Here is a 19,406-nt window from a genome sequence, read left to right on the forward strand (position 1 = left end):
GTTACTTATTTGGCACCTCTTTTCTTTTAATACACTGTTCCCTATCTTTGGAACAAACAAATACTGAAAAAATGAGAAAAAATGTCAGGTTGGTAGCCTGTATTATAGGTTTGATATGTTCCGGATCAATTACTGTATCGTTTGCTCAAAACAACATTCAAAACCAGCACAGTACTAAGAGCGCGATCATTGATAAAGCACTATTGGATAAAATATTGGATAAAAATAGGCAATCATTCAAAGAAGGTAAAGTGGCTGATTACATCCCGGAATTAAGTAAAGCCAATGCAGCATCTGTCGCACTTTCGGTGGTAAATAGTGATGGAACAATCGTTAGTATCGGAGATGTACAACAAAGATTTACAATTCAGAGTATTTCAAAAATTGTTTCCTTGATGGTTGCTGTATTGGAAAATGGCGAGGAAGTTGTTTTTAATAAAATGGGATACTATGGAACAGATAAACCCTTCAATCATTTTGCGAATTTGGAAACATCGGGTAAACCGCTCAATCCGATGATGAACGCCGGCGCCATTTTAACGACATCGCTTATTAAAGGAACAGGTGAGGAACCTTTTGTTAAAATAAGGGATATGATTCGCTTTATAACGAATAATGAAAAAATCGATTACAGTAGATCTGTATACCATTCGGAACGGGAGACTGGAAATCGAAACAGAGGCATGTTCTACCTGATGCGCAACAATGGACTCATTGATGGTGAAGGTGAAGACAAACTCAATAATTATTTTAAGCAGTGCTCCATTGAGATAACTGCGGAGGATCTGGCTAAAATAGGTTTCTTTTTTGCACATCATTGCGTGCGCTATGATGGAAATAAGCAATACTATAACCCAGATCTATCTCAGCTAGTTCAATCACAAATGCTCATTGCAGGGATGTACGAATTTAGTGGCGAATATGCCAGAACTGTCGCACTTCCAAGTAAATCGGGCGTTGGTGGTGGAATCACAGTAAGTGTACCGAATAAAATGGGTATAGGGGCCTACAGTCCAGCATTGGATCAACATGGCAACTCTGTTGCAGCATATCGCATGATATTGGACTTGGTAAAAGAGAAATCGCTCGGCCTCTTTAATTAGATTTTCAACCTTTCAAAATCATATGACACGAACAGAACCAATAATTGCTGTAAAGAGCGTCTCCGAAAGCTCGCTATTCTACCAAAAGCTTTTGGGCTGTACCAGTCAACATGGCGGCGAAACATTTGAAATTCTCACGGATGGCGGAACTGTCATTCTCTGTTTACACAAATGGGGTGAACACGACCACCCTACTATGCGGGATCAAAAACATGCGGGGAATGGATTTATATTATTCTTTAGAGTAGACAATTTACAGCAAATCTTCGAAAACGCTACTTTGTTAAATGCAGTCATAGAGAAAGATATACATTACAATGAGAACTCGCTAAAGGATCAATTTATCCTGCGTGACCCCGACAACTATTACCTGATTGTATCAAACTAGGCTACTATCGCTGTATATCGATTGAATGGAGGCTTGTCTTCATACGTAAAATTTCCATTCTTAAACCAGTTTAATTTTTTTAGCGTATACTAATCGCAACTTTGTCTTATCAAAACTTAAAACAATGAACACACGATTGAATATTGCAAAAGTAGATGCAACGGCCTATAGGGCGATGATGGGATTGGAAACCTATCTCAATGATATTTTTTTAAATCCAATTCAAAAGGAACTCATAAAAATACGTGCTTCACAGATCAACGGTTGCGCCTTTTGCTTAGATATGCACACCAAGGATGCGCTGAAGTACGGTGAAACGCCACAACGGATATTTTTATTAAATGCATGGCGAGAAACGGATCTATTCACTAAGGAAGAACAGATTTTGTTGGAGATGACAGAGGAGATCACATTGATACATCAAAAGGGTTTGACAGAAAGCACTTTTCAAAAAGCAAAAGAAATATTTGAAGAAAAGGAGATTGCACAGATTATTATGGCGATCATTACTATAAATGCGTGGAATAGAATTGGCATCAGCACCCATTTAGAACTATTAAAGTAGTGCTACGCTTTGATTACAAAAAAGCCTCTTTCAATATTGGAAGAGGCTTTTTTCATTGCTAAATATATTCCTGTTTTTTCCAATAAAAATCCCGATTATCCTTTATCTTTATTAGGAAAACCAATATGAATGCATGATTATGAAAATCCTAAAAAAAATCCTCATTGTTTTAGCGATCATCATCGCTATTCCCTTAATTACTGCACTCTTCGTCAGTAAAGACTTCTCGGCCCAAAGTGAGATAACAATCGATAAGCCAAAGCAGGAAGTGTTCAACTACGTGAAAATGCTTAAGAACCAAGAGAACTTTGGTGTATGGCAACTATCAGACCCGCAAATGAAAAAAACTGAACAGGGTGTAGATGGTCAAGTCGGCTATAAATCCAGCTGGGATGGTAAGAAAGTTGGTAAAGGTTCACAGACCATTACAAAAATCGTCGAGGGCGAAACAATTGAAACGGCCCTCGATTTCGGTATGGGTGAACCAGCCAAGGGTTATTTCATCTTAAAAGAGATCTCGCCTACTCAAACTTTGGTGACCTGGGGAATTTCAGGAAAATCGCCCTATCCATGGAACTTTATGAACTTATTTATGAATATGAATAAAGACTTCGATCAGGGTCTGAAAAACTTAAAAAATAGACTAGAATAGCGACTATACAATGCAAAAAAAAGTGGTTAAAATAAACTTTATTTTAACCACTTTTTCTCATTTTTAAAAGGAACAAAATTTATCTTCTGCGCATTAAAATTCGTAGAATGTACCAGAACAACAACATGATTGATGAAAACAGCTGCAAGGCTGCCCCTACATATTGTTCGTTGCCGTAACTATACTTCAGATTTTGAGTTTGATAGAGTATGCTTCCGGAAGCAAGTGCAATCATGGCAACCGAGAACCATAATCCAAGTTCAAAACCAAAAATAGCTCCTGCGACAATTGCCCCCAAAGATAAGAAGCCTCCGATCACCAGGATATTTCTGAGAAATGAAAAATCTTTATTGGATACAAATGCAACGACAGTAAGGCCAGTAAACAAGGCCAAAGTCATTATACTTGCCTGATAAATGACACTAATTCCTTCGGTCATAAATACCGCCATAAAAATCATCGGCAGGAAGATGATTGCCTCCAGTACAATATAGAATGCTAGGCCTAAATATTGGGTTTGACGGCTTTGCGAAAGTGTCCATCTTGATGAAAGTGTGGACCCCAACCAAAAACATCCCAATAAGAACAACCAAATAAATTTTCCGCTAACCATCCAAACGATAAAATCATAAGGGATCAATTTGATCAGCAAAGTTTCCAAAACGATAAATGCTAAAATCGAAAGCGCAACATGAAGATAGGTTTTTTTATAAAAAACGCCCCTTTCAGCGTCATCATTGGTAAGAATATACTCTTGTGATTCCATAAAACAAATACAATAGATTAAATAAGGATTAAAAATAAGCATTTATTCTATTTTCACAAGAAAGAAGTTTACATAGGCTTATAAAAAAAGAACCCCGCCTAGCGGGGTCCATTCAAACAAACAACTTATTTCCAGCCTCCTCCCAAATCTTTATAGATATTGACAACAGCATTGAGCTGCTGCTTCTTTGTTTCTATCAATTCAAGTTTTGAATCCAGTACATCGCGTTGTGTCATTAAAACCTCCATATAGTCTGCCCTCGCTGATTTAAAGAGATCATTTGACACAGACACGGAATTATTCAGAACCTCAACTTGTTTTGTTTTGAAATCGTAGCTGCGCCCGAGGTTTTCAATATTAGAAAGTTGTGTAGAGACTTCTAAGTAAGCATTCAGAATCGTCTTCTCGTAATTATATACCGCCTGTATTTGTTTCGCGTTGGCTGTATTAAATTCCGCTTTAAGCCCATTTTTGTTGATCAAAGGTGCTGCAAGCTCCCCTATTAGATTATACAAAACTGATTCAGGCATCTTAAATAGATAAGAAGGCTTGAATGCCTGTAAACCCAGAGCAGCCGAAATCTCCAAAGAAGGATAAAACTCTTTCCGCGCGATCTGTACGTCCAACTTCGCGGCAGCGAGCTCATACTCGGCCTCACGAATATCAGGTCTATTGCTTAGTAGTTGGCTCGGTATACCTGTCTGAACTTTCGCCGGGATCAGATCGACAAAATTGCTTTTGTCACGTTTGATCTCTTGTGGGAAACGTCCCAATAGAAAATTAATACGGTTTTCAGTTTCTTTGATCTGTTGCCGCGTCTCAAATTCCATACCTTTGGTCTTCAACACTTCGGCTTCAAACTTTTGAACCACCAGTTCTGTTACACGAGCAGCCTGTTTCTGCAATCGGATTACCGCAAGCGCATTGTCCTGAAGCTCGATATTTTGTTTGACAATAGCCAACTGATTGTCCAATGCCAATAATTCATAATACGAACGGGCAACTTCGGCAATAAGGCTACTTAAGACAAAATTTTTCCCTTCTACCGTAGCAAGATAACGGTTCAGTGCTGCTTGTTCGGAGTCCTTCAGTTTTTTCCAAACGTCGATTTCCCAACTGGCATACGCACCAATGGTCAAATCTCCTAGTGGATCCGGCATTTCCTTTCCAGGGGCAATTTCTGTACTGGCATCACCGGCCCCCTGACTGGTGTATCGTCCAACTTTTTCAACACCACCTCCGGCACGTAAACCAACAGTGGGTTTCAATGCTCCTTTTCGTAAAAGAATATCATTCTTTGCGATCGCCAACTCCTGCAAAGTAACATTCAGCTCCTGATTGTTTTTCAACGCTGTATCGATCAATACAACTAAATTTGGATCCGTAAAAAATTCACGCCACTTAACCGACGCTGAATTCGTTGTATCTGATTGAGCTACATCTGTATACTGCTTCGGAACGAATTTATTCTCCTGTATTTGTGTCGCTTTGGGAACCTTACATCCCGTCACTGCTGCTGAAAGCGAAAATGCAATGACCCATTGTATTTTTCTGCGATTAGTCATTATTATCAAGTTCTTCAGTTAATGGATTTTCATCTTCGTGTTTAATAAGCTTGCGTTTGGAGGCAATAGTCCCGAAGATAAAGTATAAGCCCGGTATTACCACAATACCAAAAACCGTCCCAAACAACATACCTCCCGCTGCCGCTGTACCGATCGTACGGTTTCCAATTGCACCTGGGCCAGAAGCCATAACTAAGGGAATCAACCCGGCGATAAAAGCAAAAGATGTCATCAAAATAGGTCTAAACCTTACTTTTGCACCGTCCAAGGCAGCCTCAATGATACTCAATCCCTGCGAATGCCGTTGAGCGGCAAACTCAACAATCAACACGGCATTTTTACCAAGTAGACCGATAAGCATGACCAAAGCAACCTGCGCGTAAATATTGTTTTCCAATCCCAATAACTTCAATAGTAGAAATGCCCCAAAGATTCCGATTGGTAAAGAAAGCAACACCGCAAAGGGCATAATAAAGCTCTCATATTGAGCGGAAAGTATCAAGTAAACGAAACCGAGACAAATTAAGAAGATATAAATTGCCTGATTTCCACGACCTACCTGATCTTTGGAAATACCAGCCCAATCAATGCCATAGCCTCGTGGTAAGGTTTTGGCAGCGACTTCATTAATCACCTGAATTGCTTCACCACTGCTATAACCTGGTGCGGCAGAGCCCGAAATTTCAGATGCCATATACATATTGTGCCGGGTGATCTCAGAAAGACCGTAAACCTTTTCCATATGCATAAATGCTGAAAATGGTACCATTTCGTCTTTATCATTCTTCACATATAGTTTTAAGATATCTTCCGGCAAAGCCCTGTATTGCGGCAAAGCCTGAACCATAACTTTATATTGACGGTCATACTTAATGAAATTCGTTTCGTAATTACTGCCCACCAAAGTCGAAAGCGTATTCAGTGCATTATCAATGGTAACACCCTTCTGTTGCGCGAGATCATTATCGATATGCAACATATACTGCGGAAAACTTGCACTATAGAAGGTAAATACAGACGATAATTCAGGCCTTTTGTTCAATTCACGCACAAAATCCTTACTTACCGTTTCCATTTTCTTGTAGTCGCCAGAACCTGCTTTGTCCAGAAGACGAAGCTCAAATCCACCCGCAGCACCATAGCCCGGTACGGCCGGCGGTTGGAAAAACTCGATAGACGCTCCTGGGATATTTTTGGCAGCGGCCTCCAGTTGCTCTATGATCTCCTGCGAGGATTCTTTACGTTCTTCCCAGCTTTTCAAGTTGATCAAACAAGTACCTGTATTTGCCCCGGTTCCTTCAGTCAGGATTTCATAACCAGCCAATGAAGATACCGATTGTACACCATCAATGTCTTCAGCTTCTTTTTGCAATGTCTGGGCCGCTAGATTGGTCCGTTCCAATGTCGATCCTGGCGGCGTTTGAATAATAGCATAAATCATCCCCTGATCTTCATTGGGGATAAAACCTGCAGGAACAGCATTATTCAAAAAATATGCGCCAATACAAAAACCAATTAATACTAAAAATGTAAAAACGCGCTTATCCACTATGCCCTTCAACAAGTAAACATATTTGTTGGACATCTTATCAAACAATCTGTTGAAAGAATCCAGGAATTTATCGATAATGGATTTCTTTCTTGCCTTTCCATGGTTATTCTTCAGCATAATCGCACATAAAGCCGGAGTGAGTGTCAATGCCACAACACCCGATAAGATGATGGAAGTAGCCATGGTAATGGAAAACTGCCTATAGAATATCCCTACGGGGCCAGACATAAAGGCAACCGGAATAAAAACCGCCGCCATAAGGAATGTGATCGCAACAATGGCACCACTGATTTCGTGCATCGCTTTTTTGGTCGCCTTATAGGCCGAAATATGAAGCTCTTCCATTTTAGCATGGACAGCCTCAATAACCACAATCGCATCGTCCACAACCACACCTATGGCAAGCACCAGTGCAAACAATGTGATCAAGTTGATGGTAATTCCAAAAAACTGCATGAACAAAAACGATCCCACCAAGGAAACCGGTACTGCAATGGTTGGAATCAATGTCGAACGCCAATCTCCTAAGAATAGAAAAACGACAATAGCAACAAGCACAAATGCTTCCAATAAAGTATGGACTACTTTTTCCATGGATGCATCCAAGAATTTTGATACGTCATAGCTAATTTCGTAATCCAGCCCTTTCGGAAAGGAAGCTTTCAATTCCTTCATTTTGCTTTTAACGTCTTGAATTACCTGAGAAGCATTACTTCCATAGGATTGTTTTAAGACAATCGCTGCAGATGGTTTTCCATTCAGCGTAGAGTAGATATCGTACATCGCCGAACCGAATTTGATTTCCGCAACATCTTTTAAACGTAACATTTCACCATTTTCACCCGCACGTAAAACGATATTGCCATAACCTTCCGTAGTTGTAAAACGCCCCGGGTATTTCAATACATATTCAAAAGACTGGGAGGTCATACCAGACGACTCTCCGGCTTTACCTGGTGAAGCTTCCAAACTTTGCTCGGATAAGGCTTTCATCACCTCTTCTGCAGAAATCTTGTAGGCTGTCATACGATCAGGTTTCAACCAAATACGCATCGCTAATTCGCGTGTTCCAAGAATATTTGCCACCCCGACACCGTCTACCCGACGTAATTCGGAGACAATATTCATGTCCGCATAGTTATACATAAAATTTCCATCAAGCTCCTTGTCTTTACTGTAGAGATTGATGTACATTAACATATTGGATTCTTCACGTGTAATCTTCACCCCTTCGCGGACCACAATTGGCGGAAGCTTGTTAACCACAGAGGCTACGCGGTTCTGTACATTTAAAGAAGCCTGATTCGGATCCGTTCCTAGGTTGAATACGACCTGAATACTTGCTTCCCCGTCATTACCGGCATCGGAAGCCATGTATTTCATTCCAGGAACCCCATTGATCGCCCGTTCTAGCGGAATGATAACTGATTTAATCATCAACTCACCATTGGCTCCAGGATACTCGGCAGTGATGTTCACCTTCGGTGGCGATATTGACGGAAATTGTGTTACAGGAAGCTGTACCATAGCAAGCACACCCAAAAACACAATGATCAGTGATATCACGATCGAAAGTACTGGTCTATTTATAAAACGACTAAACATAGTAATTTAACTGTAAGGGATCTATTCTGTTTTTAACTTCAAATTTGAGATGGCGTCTTTAGGTTGCACAAAGCTGTAGCTGATTTTATCATCCTCTTTTGCTTTCTGAATACCATCCAACAAAAATTTATCATCTTTTTGAAGTCCGCTCGTTACCACATACAGATCTGGTAGGGAGTTACCAATGGTGATATGACGGGCTTTTAATTTGCCCTCCTTATCGATTACATACACATATTTACGGTCCTGCATTTCGTATGTCGCTTTCTGTGGAATAATTAAAACCTGTTTCAGCGGAAAGTTCATCACCACCTTGCCGCTCTCGCCATGTTTTAATAGACGGTTTGGGTTGGGAAATTTCGCTCGAAAAGCAATATTTCCCGTCTCACTGTTGAACTCACTTTCTATGGTCTCCACAAGACCATTTTGAGCGAACAACTCATTATTGGCAAGCAACAAGCCGACATGAGTATCTCCACGTTTACTCACGTTAGTTTGATAACTTAAATATTCAGGTTCGGAGACATTGAAATAAACCAGCATCTCACTGTTGTCGGACAGACTTGTCAATAATTCACCTTCATCCACCAAACTTCCCAATTTCAATGGAATGCGATCAATGGTTCCGTCAAAAGGTGCCCTGATTTCTGTAAAGGAGAGATGTAATTTTGCAATCGCAGCCTCAGCTTTGGCTTGCTCAAGTTTTGCTTTAGCCATCGCGAGTTCATTGGGCGATACGACATTTTTATCGGCAAGCGTTTTTGTATTTTGAACTTCAATTTCTGCTACATTAACTTCTGCCGAAGATTTACGGTATTCGGCCTCATACATCTTCGGCATAATCCGAAAAAGTAATTGCCCTTTATGGACAAATTGTCCTTCATCTACGAAAATCTGCTCGAGATAGCCCTTCTCCTGAGCCCGAAGCTCAATATTTCGGAAAGACCTAATCTGGGAAACAAAGTCCTTACGGATAGTTGTGTCCATTTGCACCGGAGAGGTCGCTGTAAATTTCTCTTTTTCTTCCTTTTCTTCCTTTTTGGAAGTACACCCGATTTGGCATAAGGTAATAGCCAAACTAGCGAGCATAAATACTCTTTTCATTTGTAAGCGTCTAATTAAAAAAATAAGTTTGATTGTTTGTTGTCTTGGTTGGTGAAATGACCTCTACTTTGGTTTATGGTCGTTCCGACTTGTTCATAGATTGTACAAATCGATTACGACTGAGCGGAGCGTCCCTTAGGATATCCACCAAAGCATATGAAATTTCGAAGGGTATATTTTAAATTCTCCAGTTTTGTTGAAGAACGTATCTTTGAGGGAAAAGATAGGCTATGAAATTGCAAAAAGGTATCTTCTTTGCAAATCGAAAAACGAAAACAAAAAGGACAATTGCAAAAAGTAGCAGCGCAACAAATTGGGATGTCACCTGCAAATCCTTGATCAGTTGAAAATTTTCGGCATCAAATTCCTCGATAACTGGATTATCACTGTGAATATTACCGTAAAATAGCGGATCGATGTGGTCAACTGATGCGTCAATATACTGCTGTACATCAGCATGATTATGCTGATACATAAAACTAACAGTTGGTCGGTCGGATTCAATGAGCACGGCATGGCTATTACTGCTTCTGATAAATAAGAAGCATAAGAATAAGAATATCGTAACAACCGCTTTCATTGCGGAGCAAATATACTAGCGTACAACTAATTTTAACGATCTTTAACACATTTTAACAAAACAATTACAATTCGTAGATTTCCGCTAGAAAAGTGACAATTGCAAACCCCGACCATTTGTTCTCAAAGGTTCTGCATCTCCGAAGACTGTTCTGCCACCATATTTCCAAGAATCTCGCCGTTCTTCTGCTATAATTTGTTGAATATCAAACTGTGGCTGAAAATCTTTTTCGCTATCCAAGACAATCTGGTGCAACTTGTTAATCGATTTTAATTTTTCACCGTAACCCAGTTTAGATTTTTCAATACCTTTTTGCAAAATTTGAATACTTTCATCGTAAATGGTTAAAGGAACTGGAAAAGGATGCCCATCTTTCCCGCCATGAGCAAAGGAAAATCGAGCGGGGTCATTGAACCGTGAAGGCGCACCGTGGATTACCTCACTGACTAAAGCCAATGACTGTAACGTACGGGGCCCAACTCCTTTTAAAAGCAATAAGTCTTCAAAATGGCTTGGTTGACTTTCTCGAGCCACGTACAACATCGCTCCTAGCCTCTTCAAGTCAACGTCCGAAGCACGGACATCGTGATGGGATGGCATAATAAGTTTAGCGAAGTCTTGCATCACTTGAGTTGAATCCTCCGCTACGATCGTCATAATACCTGTTCTATTGGCCGCCGCTTCTGCAGCTGTCAAGTTGAGGATAATACCTTGTGAAGGACCACTGATACCCGCATGTGGTTCTTCAACGAACGATTTGACCTTTTCAGAATGCCAATGGTAACGACGGGCAGTTCCATCCTTTTCATGCAAACCTTGCTGCACGACCGACCAATTGCCATTATCCGTCACGATAAAATTGTGGAGATATAATTGGTAACCATCCTGAATAGCGGTGTTATCCACTTTAGCAACAAGCTTACTGCTGCGAATCAAGTTGTTGCCATCTAGTCCCATGTCGTTCGAAAGCCGAAGTAGTTCCTGTGGGGTCTGCATGGAAAGCTTGCCTTTACCCCCACAGATATATAGTCCTAAAGATTTCGCATCGGGATTAATAGCGCGTTTTAATGCCCCCATAACAGCCGTTGTGATCCCTGAAGAATGCCAATCCATGCCGAGAACAGCACCAAAGCTTTGAAACCAGCGGGGATCTGCCAGTCTTCTCAAAACCTCGTCTTTACCATAATCCATTAATATTACTTCAACAATGGAGCGACCTAGCAAAGCCATACGTTCGTAAAGCCACGCTGGTACTTTTCCATAGTGTAATGGGAGATCTGCGGTTCCGGATCGTTTCATTTCAAACTAAATATATTAGTACAAATCTATCTCTTTTTTAGATAAAATAAAAACGGCTAGATAGCTTCTAGCCGTTTTTATTTTATGATCAATCTATACACTACATCTGAGCATATAACTTAGGGCGCATCGAAGTAGCGGCACAAGTCACAGCTTCACTACTTACCGGTCAACGCTGACAATAATCCAGCCCGGAACGAAGGATCTTTCTCCGAAAACTCGATCGAATGCTTATAGGTGTCTACATTAAAGAAGAGCTCCGCTGGAGCAGCTTTTTTATTGTCCAAAAATAGTTTAAAGCTGTACGCTGTTTTTTTGGACAAATCAGCATTCACCTTATTGGATGAAAACACATTTGGAAGAATTACATCTTTTGTAAAAGAATCAGTGGTAGCTATTTGAAATAAATCACCTAATGCTTTAATTAAATTGTCAGACTGTTGACCCGACGACGAGATTCTAATCTTACCTTTGGTAAAGCCGACTTCATCACTCGGTTGGCCATCTATTATACCTGCGGGTATAAAATCTACAACCTCAAACTTCGCTCCTACAGTATCCTGTTTGTAAAGAGATTTTGTGATATAAATACGGCTTGAATCCGTTTTAATTTCATCTGTAATACGTAGAAAAAAGTTCTTCTTTTCTGCGCCCGGTGAACCATTCGTAAATTGTTCGATTTTTACACCTTCAATTTTGTTCACCGTTGTTGTATCACTTCCATCAGTTTTCTTTTGATTGGAATTTCCGCAACTAGCCATCAGCACCGTAGCGGTCGCAAGAAATGCTATAGATTGAATCTTGTACATATTGAATTGTTTGTTATCAGTTATTAATGAATATTGCTCTTATAATATTACCATTATTACTGATAACAAACAACTATTAGCAATGTTTTTATTTTATTTCAATAAAGCATCGTATAAAATTTCCACAGGATGATAAGATTTTCTTCCTACACCATCTTTAATCTGATGTCTGCAAGAAGTACCCGCTGCGGCAATTAAAGTACCAGGTTCTGTTTCGCGTATGGTTGGTAATAAAACCAATTCGGCTACTTTCATCGAGATATCATAATGTTCAGCCTCATAACCAAATGATCCTGCCATACCACAACAACCCGAAGGAATTGTTTCTACGCTAAAGTTCGTCGGAAATGATAGGACCTGTTCCGTAACAGTAACGAGATGAAAAGCCTTTTGATAACAGTGGCCATGAAGCTTTACCTTTTTCGTTTCCGACGTAAACTGTTCTGAATGAATACGTCCCGCTTTCATTTCATTCAACAGAAATTCGTCAATCATCAGCGCGTTTTTGGCTATTTTTTGTGCGTCAACACGTAAATCATCATCGACTAAACTTAAATACTCATCGCGAAATGTAATTATCCCTGAGGGTTCAACGCCTAAAAGTGGCGTATCATCCGTAATTAGTCCCTTTAAGAAATGGATATTTTGATTCGCAATCTCCTTTGCTTTTTTCACAAAGCCTTTAGAAAGATAAGTCCGCCCGCTTTGCACATGTTTTGGAATGACTACTTCATACCCCAAGGCAGTCAGTAACTTATATGCGGTAATGCCGATCTCGGCATCATTATATTCGGTAAACTCATCCGAAAAAAGATAAACCCGACGCTTACTATCACTTACCACTGCTTGTTTCTTTACCCATTGGGTTAAAGTCGTTCCATTGACTGTAGGTAAGGAACGCTTTGGCGCAAATCCTACTGTTTTTTTGACTACTCCTGACAAGAAATCATTTTTGACCACAAAATTGTAAATGGGCGCAACCCACGATCCGAATTTCTGTGACTGGGTGAAATTAGCGATTAATTTTGTTCTAAACCCTGCGCCATGCTCATCATAATAGTGCTGTAAAAATTCTGCTTTCATTTTGGCTACATCCACACTGGAAGGACACTCCGTTTTACAGCCTTTGCAGCTTAAGCAAAGGTCCATAACTTCCTTGATCTCCTCATGATCGAAACGATTTTTCTTTGTGGAATTCGTTAAAAACTGACGCAACATATTTGCCCGCGCCCGTGTCGTATCTTTTTCATCGCGCGTAGCCATGAATGAAGGGCACATTGTTCCACCGGTAATTTCAGTCTTTCGGCAATCTCCCGAACCAGAACACTTCTCCGCCAACCGAAGAATAGACTCATCTTTAGAAAAATCGAAATAGGTCTTTATTTCCGTTCGGTTGCTATCGTTGTCATAACGTAAATGAGCATCCATTGGCGGCGTGTTGACAATTTTATTTGCATTAAAAACGCCCTGTGGATCAAAGATATATTTTACATCTTCAAGCAATTTGTAGACTTTTTCACCAAGCACTTTGCCGATAAATTCGCCGCGCAGACGACCATCACCGTGCTCACCACTCAGCGAACCGTTATATTTTAATACAAGGTCGCTGGTTTTTTCGAGGATTGAACGAAATGTACGCTTCCCTGCTGCTGTTTTCAAATTCACAAAGGGCTCAATATGTAGTTCCCCGGCTCCCGCGTGCGCATAATAGGATGCATGCACCCCCTCTTCCACCAAAAGTTTTTGGATATCACGCACGTAAGCAGGTAAATCTTCAGGCGACACCGCACAATCTTCAATCAAATTTACAGGTTGACTATCTCCGGGTAAATTGCGAATTAGCCCCAGTCCTGCCTTGCGTACATCCCAAACCAAATTGGTCTGTTCAATACCCGTAATGTAGGGATAAGCATAACCAAGCCCGCGGGCTACAAGGTCCGCTTTCAGAGCCATCGCTTTTGCCTCTGTTTCAGCGGCTGTCTGCCCCCTAAACTCAACAATTAATAAAGCCTGGGGATCACCCTCAATAAAAAAACGATTATACTTATAAGTTGGATGCCCAACCGTAAAATCCATGATGTATTTATCTACCAATTCGGATGCTTCCGGCTTGTGCGCTAAGGCTACCACATTACCGTGCATACACTCCACCATATCCGCAAAATGAACACAAAGTAAGCCTAGTTCCTGCGGTGGTAAGGGCATCAGTTTGAGTTTCGCTTCTGTAACAATAGCCAGCGTTCCTTCGGACCCTGCCAACAAATTACACATATTGAAAGGTGTCGAGCGATCGGCAAGGATATCCAAAGCATAACCGGTATTTCTGCGCGTGATAGATCGTTTTGGATAGCCCGCTTCAATGGCGCTTAAATGCTCGGGGTCTGTCAATAATGCATTCATATTACGGTAGATATCCCCCTCACGACCAGCTAATAATAATTTCTTAAAATAGGCTGCTTCATCAACTGCTTCAAAGGTCACTTCAGAACAGTCGTCCAAAAGTACATTGGCCGAAATCAAATTGTGTCGTGTATCGCCCCAAACAATCGAATGCAGACCCGAAGAGTTATTGCCAATCATTCCACCTACCATAGCACGGCTTGCAGTCGAAGTTTCAGGGCCAAACATCAGTCCGAACGGTTTAAGATAATTATTCAAGTCGTCACGGATCACACCAGGTTGTACCCGAACCCACTGCTCGTCGACATTAAGTTCAAGTATATGGTTAAAATGACGAGAAATATCCATGATAATGCCATTGCCTACTACCTGACCAGCTAAAGAAGTGCCGGCGGTACGTGGTATGATTGTGACACCGTTGTGCCGCGCAAAATCAATTATTTTTTTGATATCATCATGATCGACGGGTAAGGCTACGGCCAAGGGTTTTTCTTGATAAACAGATGCATCTGTCGAATAGGCAAGCAACATCGTTTGGTCCTTCGTTTCATGAGTATAATAGAGCTCCCCTTTGAGTTGAGACGCTAATAAGGCTAATTGATTTTGATCTTTCACTTAATCTGCATTTATGTATGAAACAAATTTAGTCAAATTTATGCATCGGAAAAAGAGAAGATTGCAAGAAATACCCAAATCAAAAACAAAAAACGCATAAAAACGCAAAATCAAACAAATTACCATAAAAGTCAATTTTATTTCGTTCCTTCCGACAATGCACGTATTTTTGTGGCGCTACATCATTTAAATTAACGATTCATATCCTATATGCGTAATCTATTCCTTCGCTATACGCTGCATTCTGATTTTATTATATACACCATCCGGGTATTGATTGGCTTCCTTATAGGTTATCCCCTTTTCGTATCTTTTCCCCAATATTCGGTTTCCTGGACACTAATCTCCATTATATTGGTCATTTCACCGCAAGAGAATGAGTCGAAAAAAATAGCCATCGACCGGGCTAAATCCAACTTTATAGGATCAGCAATTGGTCTCAGTCTATATTTCGTTCCCATTTCGCAACTCTATGCCATGATTATCGGTATTGTTGCATCATTGATTACATGCAAGCTACTCAATATTATGGCTGTAGCACGGACTTCTATGGTTGCGCTAATTATCGTCTACCTTCATGAACAGCAAAGTCGCTCTTACTTCGCCGCTTTGGATCGCTTTGGCTGTGTCTGTTTAGGTTGTCTGATTGGATTGGGCGTCATCCTGTCAACGAGTAATATTATTCTGAAATTAAGAAAAAGGTACAATTGTTGAGTTATACGCCTACCTGTCTAAAGGGCAATATACTTACCTTCAGTACCATAGCCCAAATGGTCAAGATTTCTTTCTGATAAATAAGAATAAAATTCACTCAAATTTCCGATCACTCAGAATTATATTCAGAATTTTATATACAATTTTGAATTTTATACTTTTTTACCTATCTTTGCAGTCGAAATGACAAAAGTAGAATATAATTTAGACCAGGTCGACTATAAAATCTTGCGCTTAATGCAGGACAATGGACGGATCAACAATGCTGACATCGCAAGAGAATTAGGCATGGCACCATCGGCGATCCTCGAGCGCGTAAAGAAGCTCGAGCAAAAAGATGTGATTTTAAAGTATAGTGCCAAGATCAATCCTGCCGCGGTCGATCAGAAACTTTTATCGTTTATTTTTATCAAAGCCAATGATATTATTGGCGAACAGGGTGTAGGGTTGGCACTTGCGGAAATCCCTGAAGTTCAAGAGGTACACGACATTGCAGGTGACGATGGTTACCTTATTAAAGTAAGAACTGCGGATTCTACAGGTTTAGTGGATCTTATGCGAAATACCTTAAGTAAAGTGGAAGGTATTATTTCAACGCGTACAACAATTGTACTTCAGACTGTCAAGGAAGATCAGCAGGTTGTCATACCTGAGTAATAGAAAGGAGGTTTAATCATGTTGCAAGGACAAAAAAAGGCTGCTAGCCCATTAATGGTTGTAGTTGCTTATTTCATTATTTATGTGGTATGGGGCTCGACCTTTTTCTTTATAGAAAAAGCGTTGCATAGTTTCCCCCCATTTATTTTGGGTTCGTTTCGATTTGTTGCAGCCAGTGCAATTCTAATGACATATTGTGCTATAAAAAGGTATAAATTATTTAACAAGCGTTCTATTCAAGAGGCCGCAATCGTAGGTTTTTTATTGCTCTTTGTCGATATGGCCGGGGTTATCTGGGCCGAGCAATATGTGTCTGGTGGTGTTGCCGCTATTATTGCCGCAGCCGCTGCAATCTGGTTTATTTTATTGGATAAACCCAAGTGGAAAGAAAACTTTAGCAGCATTAGCACGGTTGCTGGTGTAGCATTAGGTTTCTGTGGTGTTGTGATGCTTTTCGCTGAACAGATCATGGCGACAAATGATCATACAGACGGTACCCTTAAGGTAATTGCCCTATCTATTTTGGTATTGGGTTCTATCGCTTGGACTGTAGGTTCATTGATTTCCAAGTATTTTAAAAAATCCGAAAAAGAAGAAAAAGAGGACCTGCATGTTATGGTGAAGACTGCTTGGCAAATGGTTACCGCAGGTGTTCTCTTTAATATCACGGCGCTATTTACCGGTGAATATGCATCATTTACACTGAGCAGTGTAGCACCTATTGACTGGTTTAACTTGGGGTATTTAATCACATTTGGTTCCATCCTTGCTTTTAGCTCGTATATTTGGTTATTGCAGGTACGTCCAGCAATGGAAGTAAGTACCTATGCTTATGTGAACCCAATTATTGCACTTATATTAAGTCATTTTTTCACTTCGCATGTGGTGACCTCATTGCAAATTGTTGGACTAGCGGTTATTCTATTCTCGGTCCTATTAATGAACTGGAAAGCATATCGTACCAAGCTGTCCTCGCGCAGCAAAAGGAAAAAGATCCTTCAGCAGGAGAATAGTTTAGAGCGTTTGATAGCAGCGGATCCCCAAACGGACAACAAACATATTCCTGAGACGGAATTAGTTCATTAGGTTGTTATTTTTCTAATTATATGTGCAAAGCTTAACGTGTAACAATGTTAAGCTTTTGTTGTTTTTAAAAATTAGCTAACATTGGATAAGATTTGTTCATATATAATTGGCTAACTTTGCGTACTATTTGGTTAAATTAAAAAGAATGAATATTTCGAAGCAAATTGCCTTTATTGGTAGCCTTGGTGTCGCTTCGCTTTTGATGATTACAGGTTGTACAAAACAACTCCATCCAACGCAAAAAGATTTCCAACAATATCATATCAATAGCGATATGCAAGCTGATCCTGCAGTCGTGTCAATCTACGAACCCTTCAAACACAAAATGGAAGCGGAGATGAATCGTGTGATTGGAAATGCGGACAAGGCATTGACAAAAGAGAAAACAGCGGAAACATTAATGGGCAATTTTTTTTGTGAAGCCTTGTTGTGGATGAGTGAACACAATGCCCATAACCCCGCGGATTTGGCGTTCGCAACAAAAGGTGGTATCCGAAATGATCTTAAAGCAGGCGATATTACAGTAGGACATATTTTTGAGGTTATGCCCTTTGAGAACACATTGACGATACTCGAGCTCAAAGGTAGTCAGATTCGTCAGCTGGCTGACTATATTGCTACAACACATGGACAACCTATAGCCGGAATGACGTTGACAATTACGGGCAACAAAGCTCAGGACATAAAGATCAAAGGTCAAGCTATTGAAGACAATAAGTTATATAAATTAGTGACCTATGATTATCTTGCCAATGGTGGTGACAACCTCAGCCTGTTGACACAACCTGTATCCCGGGCTAATTATCCGCAACGCATGCGTGAAGGTTTGATTGAATATGTGAGCGAATTAACAAAAGAAGGCAAAAAAGTAAATGCAGAATTAGATGGAAGAATTAAAATCAATTAACCGAAGATCTTTTATCAAGCAAGTTGGTGGATTTTCTGCTGCAGTTGCTTTGGGATCACTTCCTTTTCAAGTCGACGCGAAGAGCAAAAAGGTAAAACTTACAATTTTACATACCAACGATGTTCATAGCCGTATTGAACCGTTTCCAATGGACGGCGGGAAATATCAGGGATTGGCTGGTGTTGCGCGCCGAAGTACACTGATCAATAAAATCCGCAAAGAAGAAGAACATCTTCTATTACTCGATGCAGGCGATATGTTTCAAGGTACCCCCTATTTTAATCTTTTTGGAGGAAAACTTGAACTTGACCTCATGACAAAGTTAGGTTATGATGCCGGGACATTTGGAAATCATGAATTTGACAATGGTCTTGACGGTCTTGTAAAGTACCTGGATCACGCTAAATTTCCGTTCTTAACGGCAAATTACGACTTCAAAGGAACCGTATTGGAGGGCAGAACCCAAGATTATACCATATTCTATAAAGGTGGAATAAAAATAGGCGTGTTTGGACTAGGGGTAGATATTGAGGGATTGGTTGACCCCAATAACTTCAGGGGAATGAAATATTTGGATCCTATTGAAGTTTCCAACAAGGTGGTCCGCACATTGAAAGAAAAACACAAATGTGATTTGGTCATCTGTTTATCGCATTTGGGCTATCAATATGAAAACGACAAGGTGTCGGATCTGATCCTTGCCGCCAAAACCTCAGACATTGATCTCATTATCGGAGGACATACGCACACCTTCTTAAATGAACCAACACTGGTTACAAATTTAAAAGGAACAAAGACCGTTGTGAATCAAGTCGGTTTTGCTGGAATTAATCTAGGACGTATTGACTTTATTATGGAACCAGGGTCTGAGAAGAAACAAATGGTCGCAAGTACCTATCAGGTCAATCCGACAATTCCGGAGTCCATGTTGGCATAATATAATCTAATTTTAACAAATGCCAAGTTGACTAATCAATTTGGCATTTTTTTTACCAATACTATAAGAAGACGTATGAAGTAAAAACTTATACGGTCTATA

The 19,406-nt window shown here is 40.2% G+C and carries 17 protein-coding genes; 9 read left to right on the forward strand and 8 right to left on the reverse strand.

Annotation, left to right across the window (positions count from 1 at the left end):
* Nucleotides 1-71 precede the first annotated feature (71 nt).
* The 4 genes from glsA (at nt 72) to BGP15_RS11665 (ending at nt 2,708) form a co-directional block, all read left to right on the forward strand.
* Nucleotides 72-1,103: a glutaminase A gene (gene glsA / locus BGP15_RS11650; protein ID WP_286769596.1), complete on the forward strand. Its 1,032-nt coding sequence runs from the start codon at nt 72-74 to the stop codon at nt 1,101-1,103.
* Nucleotides 1,104-1,125: 22 nt separating this feature from the next.
* On the forward strand, nt 1,126-1,491 hold the full coding sequence (locus BGP15_RS11655; RefSeq protein ID WP_286769597.1) for a VOC family protein: 366 nt from the start codon (nt 1,126-1,128) through the stop codon (nt 1,489-1,491).
* Nucleotides 1,492-1,615: 124 nt separating this feature from the next.
* Complete coding sequence (locus tag BGP15_RS11660; RefSeq protein WP_286769598.1) at nt 1,616-2,056, forward strand: carboxymuconolactone decarboxylase family protein; 441 nt, start codon at nt 1,616-1,618, stop codon at nt 2,054-2,056.
* 139 nt (nt 2,057-2,195) lie between these two features.
* Nucleotides 2,196-2,708: an SRPBCC family protein gene (locus tag BGP15_RS11665; RefSeq protein ID WP_286751918.1), complete on the forward strand. Its 513-nt coding sequence runs from the start codon at nt 2,196-2,198 to the stop codon at nt 2,706-2,708.
* Nucleotides 2,709-2,787: 79 nt separating this feature from the next.
* On the opposite strand, the gene BGP15_RS11670 is transcribed toward BGP15_RS11665, so the two are convergent.
* The 8 genes from BGP15_RS11670 to BGP15_RS11705 all read right to left on the reverse strand — a co-directional run bounded on the left by BGP15_RS11670 (nt 2,788) and on the right by BGP15_RS11705 (nt 15,003).
* Nucleotides 2,788-3,474, reverse strand: coding sequence for a Bax inhibitor-1/YccA family protein (locus BGP15_RS11670; protein ID WP_286751919.1), 687 nt, complete (start codon nt 3,472-3,474; stop codon nt 2,788-2,790).
* Between the two features lie 125 nt (nt 3,475-3,599).
* Complete coding sequence (locus BGP15_RS11675) at nt 3,600-5,039, reverse strand: TolC family protein (protein WP_286769599.1); 1,440 nt, start codon at nt 5,037-5,039, stop codon at nt 3,600-3,602.
* Complete coding sequence (locus BGP15_RS11680; protein WP_286751920.1) at nt 5,032-8,196, reverse strand: efflux RND transporter permease subunit; 3,165 nt, start codon at nt 8,194-8,196, stop codon at nt 5,032-5,034. Before BGP15_RS11680 ends, BGP15_RS11675 begins: the two co-directional genes overlap by 8 nt.
* 21 nt (nt 8,197-8,217) lie before the next feature.
* Nucleotides 8,218-9,300: an efflux RND transporter periplasmic adaptor subunit gene (locus BGP15_RS11685; protein WP_046673341.1), complete on the reverse strand. Its 1,083-nt coding sequence runs from the start codon at nt 9,298-9,300 to the stop codon at nt 8,218-8,220.
* Between the two features lie 178 nt (nt 9,301-9,478).
* Complete coding sequence (locus tag BGP15_RS11690) at nt 9,479-9,775, reverse strand: hypothetical protein (RefSeq protein WP_286769600.1); 297 nt, start codon at nt 9,773-9,775, stop codon at nt 9,479-9,481.
* A 189-nt stretch (nt 9,776-9,964) separates the two neighbouring features.
* Nucleotides 9,965-11,179, reverse strand: coding sequence for a DUF763 domain-containing protein (locus tag BGP15_RS11695; protein ID WP_286769601.1), 1,215 nt, complete (start codon nt 11,177-11,179; stop codon nt 9,965-9,967).
* Nucleotides 11,180-11,337: 158 nt separating this feature from the next.
* Nucleotides 11,338-11,988, reverse strand: coding sequence for a hypothetical protein (locus BGP15_RS11700; protein ID WP_046673338.1), 651 nt, complete (start codon nt 11,986-11,988; stop codon nt 11,338-11,340).
* Between the two features lie 93 nt (nt 11,989-12,081).
* Nucleotides 12,082-15,003, reverse strand: coding sequence for an FAD-binding and (Fe-S)-binding domain-containing protein (locus BGP15_RS11705; protein WP_286769602.1), 2,922 nt, complete (start codon nt 15,001-15,003; stop codon nt 12,082-12,084).
* Between the two features lie 210 nt (nt 15,004-15,213).
* Here BGP15_RS11705 and BGP15_RS11710 point away from each other — a divergent pair, with 210 nt between their 5' ends.
* The 5 genes from BGP15_RS11710 to BGP15_RS11730 all read left to right on the forward strand — a co-directional run bounded on the left by BGP15_RS11710 (nt 15,214) and on the right by BGP15_RS11730 (nt 19,304).
* Nucleotides 15,214-15,717, forward strand: coding sequence for an FUSC family protein (locus BGP15_RS11710; RefSeq protein WP_046673336.1), 504 nt, complete (start codon nt 15,214-15,216; stop codon nt 15,715-15,717).
* 183 nt (nt 15,718-15,900) lie between these two features.
* Entirely contained in the window at nt 15,901-16,374 is a 474-nt protein-coding gene (locus BGP15_RS11715) for an Lrp/AsnC family transcriptional regulator (RefSeq protein ID WP_046673335.1), read from the forward strand.
* A gap of 18 nt (nt 16,375-16,392) precedes the next feature.
* A complete protein-coding gene (locus BGP15_RS11720; protein ID WP_286769603.1) occupies nt 16,393-17,460 on the forward strand; it encodes an EamA family transporter in 1,068 nt (355 codons plus the stop codon).
* A 145-nt stretch (nt 17,461-17,605) separates the two neighbouring features.
* Complete coding sequence (locus BGP15_RS11725; RefSeq protein ID WP_286769604.1) at nt 17,606-18,367, forward strand: 5'-nucleotidase C-terminal domain-containing protein; 762 nt, start codon at nt 17,606-17,608, stop codon at nt 18,365-18,367.
* A complete protein-coding gene (locus tag BGP15_RS11730) occupies nt 18,345-19,304 on the forward strand; it encodes a bifunctional metallophosphatase/5'-nucleotidase (RefSeq protein ID WP_286769605.1) in 960 nt (319 codons plus the stop codon). The genes BGP15_RS11725 and BGP15_RS11730 overlap by 23 nt, the downstream gene beginning before the upstream one ends.
* Nucleotides 19,305-19,406 lie beyond the last annotated feature (102 nt).

The sequence above is a fragment of the Sphingobacterium sp. 40-24 genome, assembly GCF_001899705.1.
In the GTDB taxonomy this organism is placed as follows: domain Bacteria; phylum Bacteroidota; class Bacteroidia; order Sphingobacteriales; family Sphingobacteriaceae; genus Sphingobacterium; species Sphingobacterium multivorum.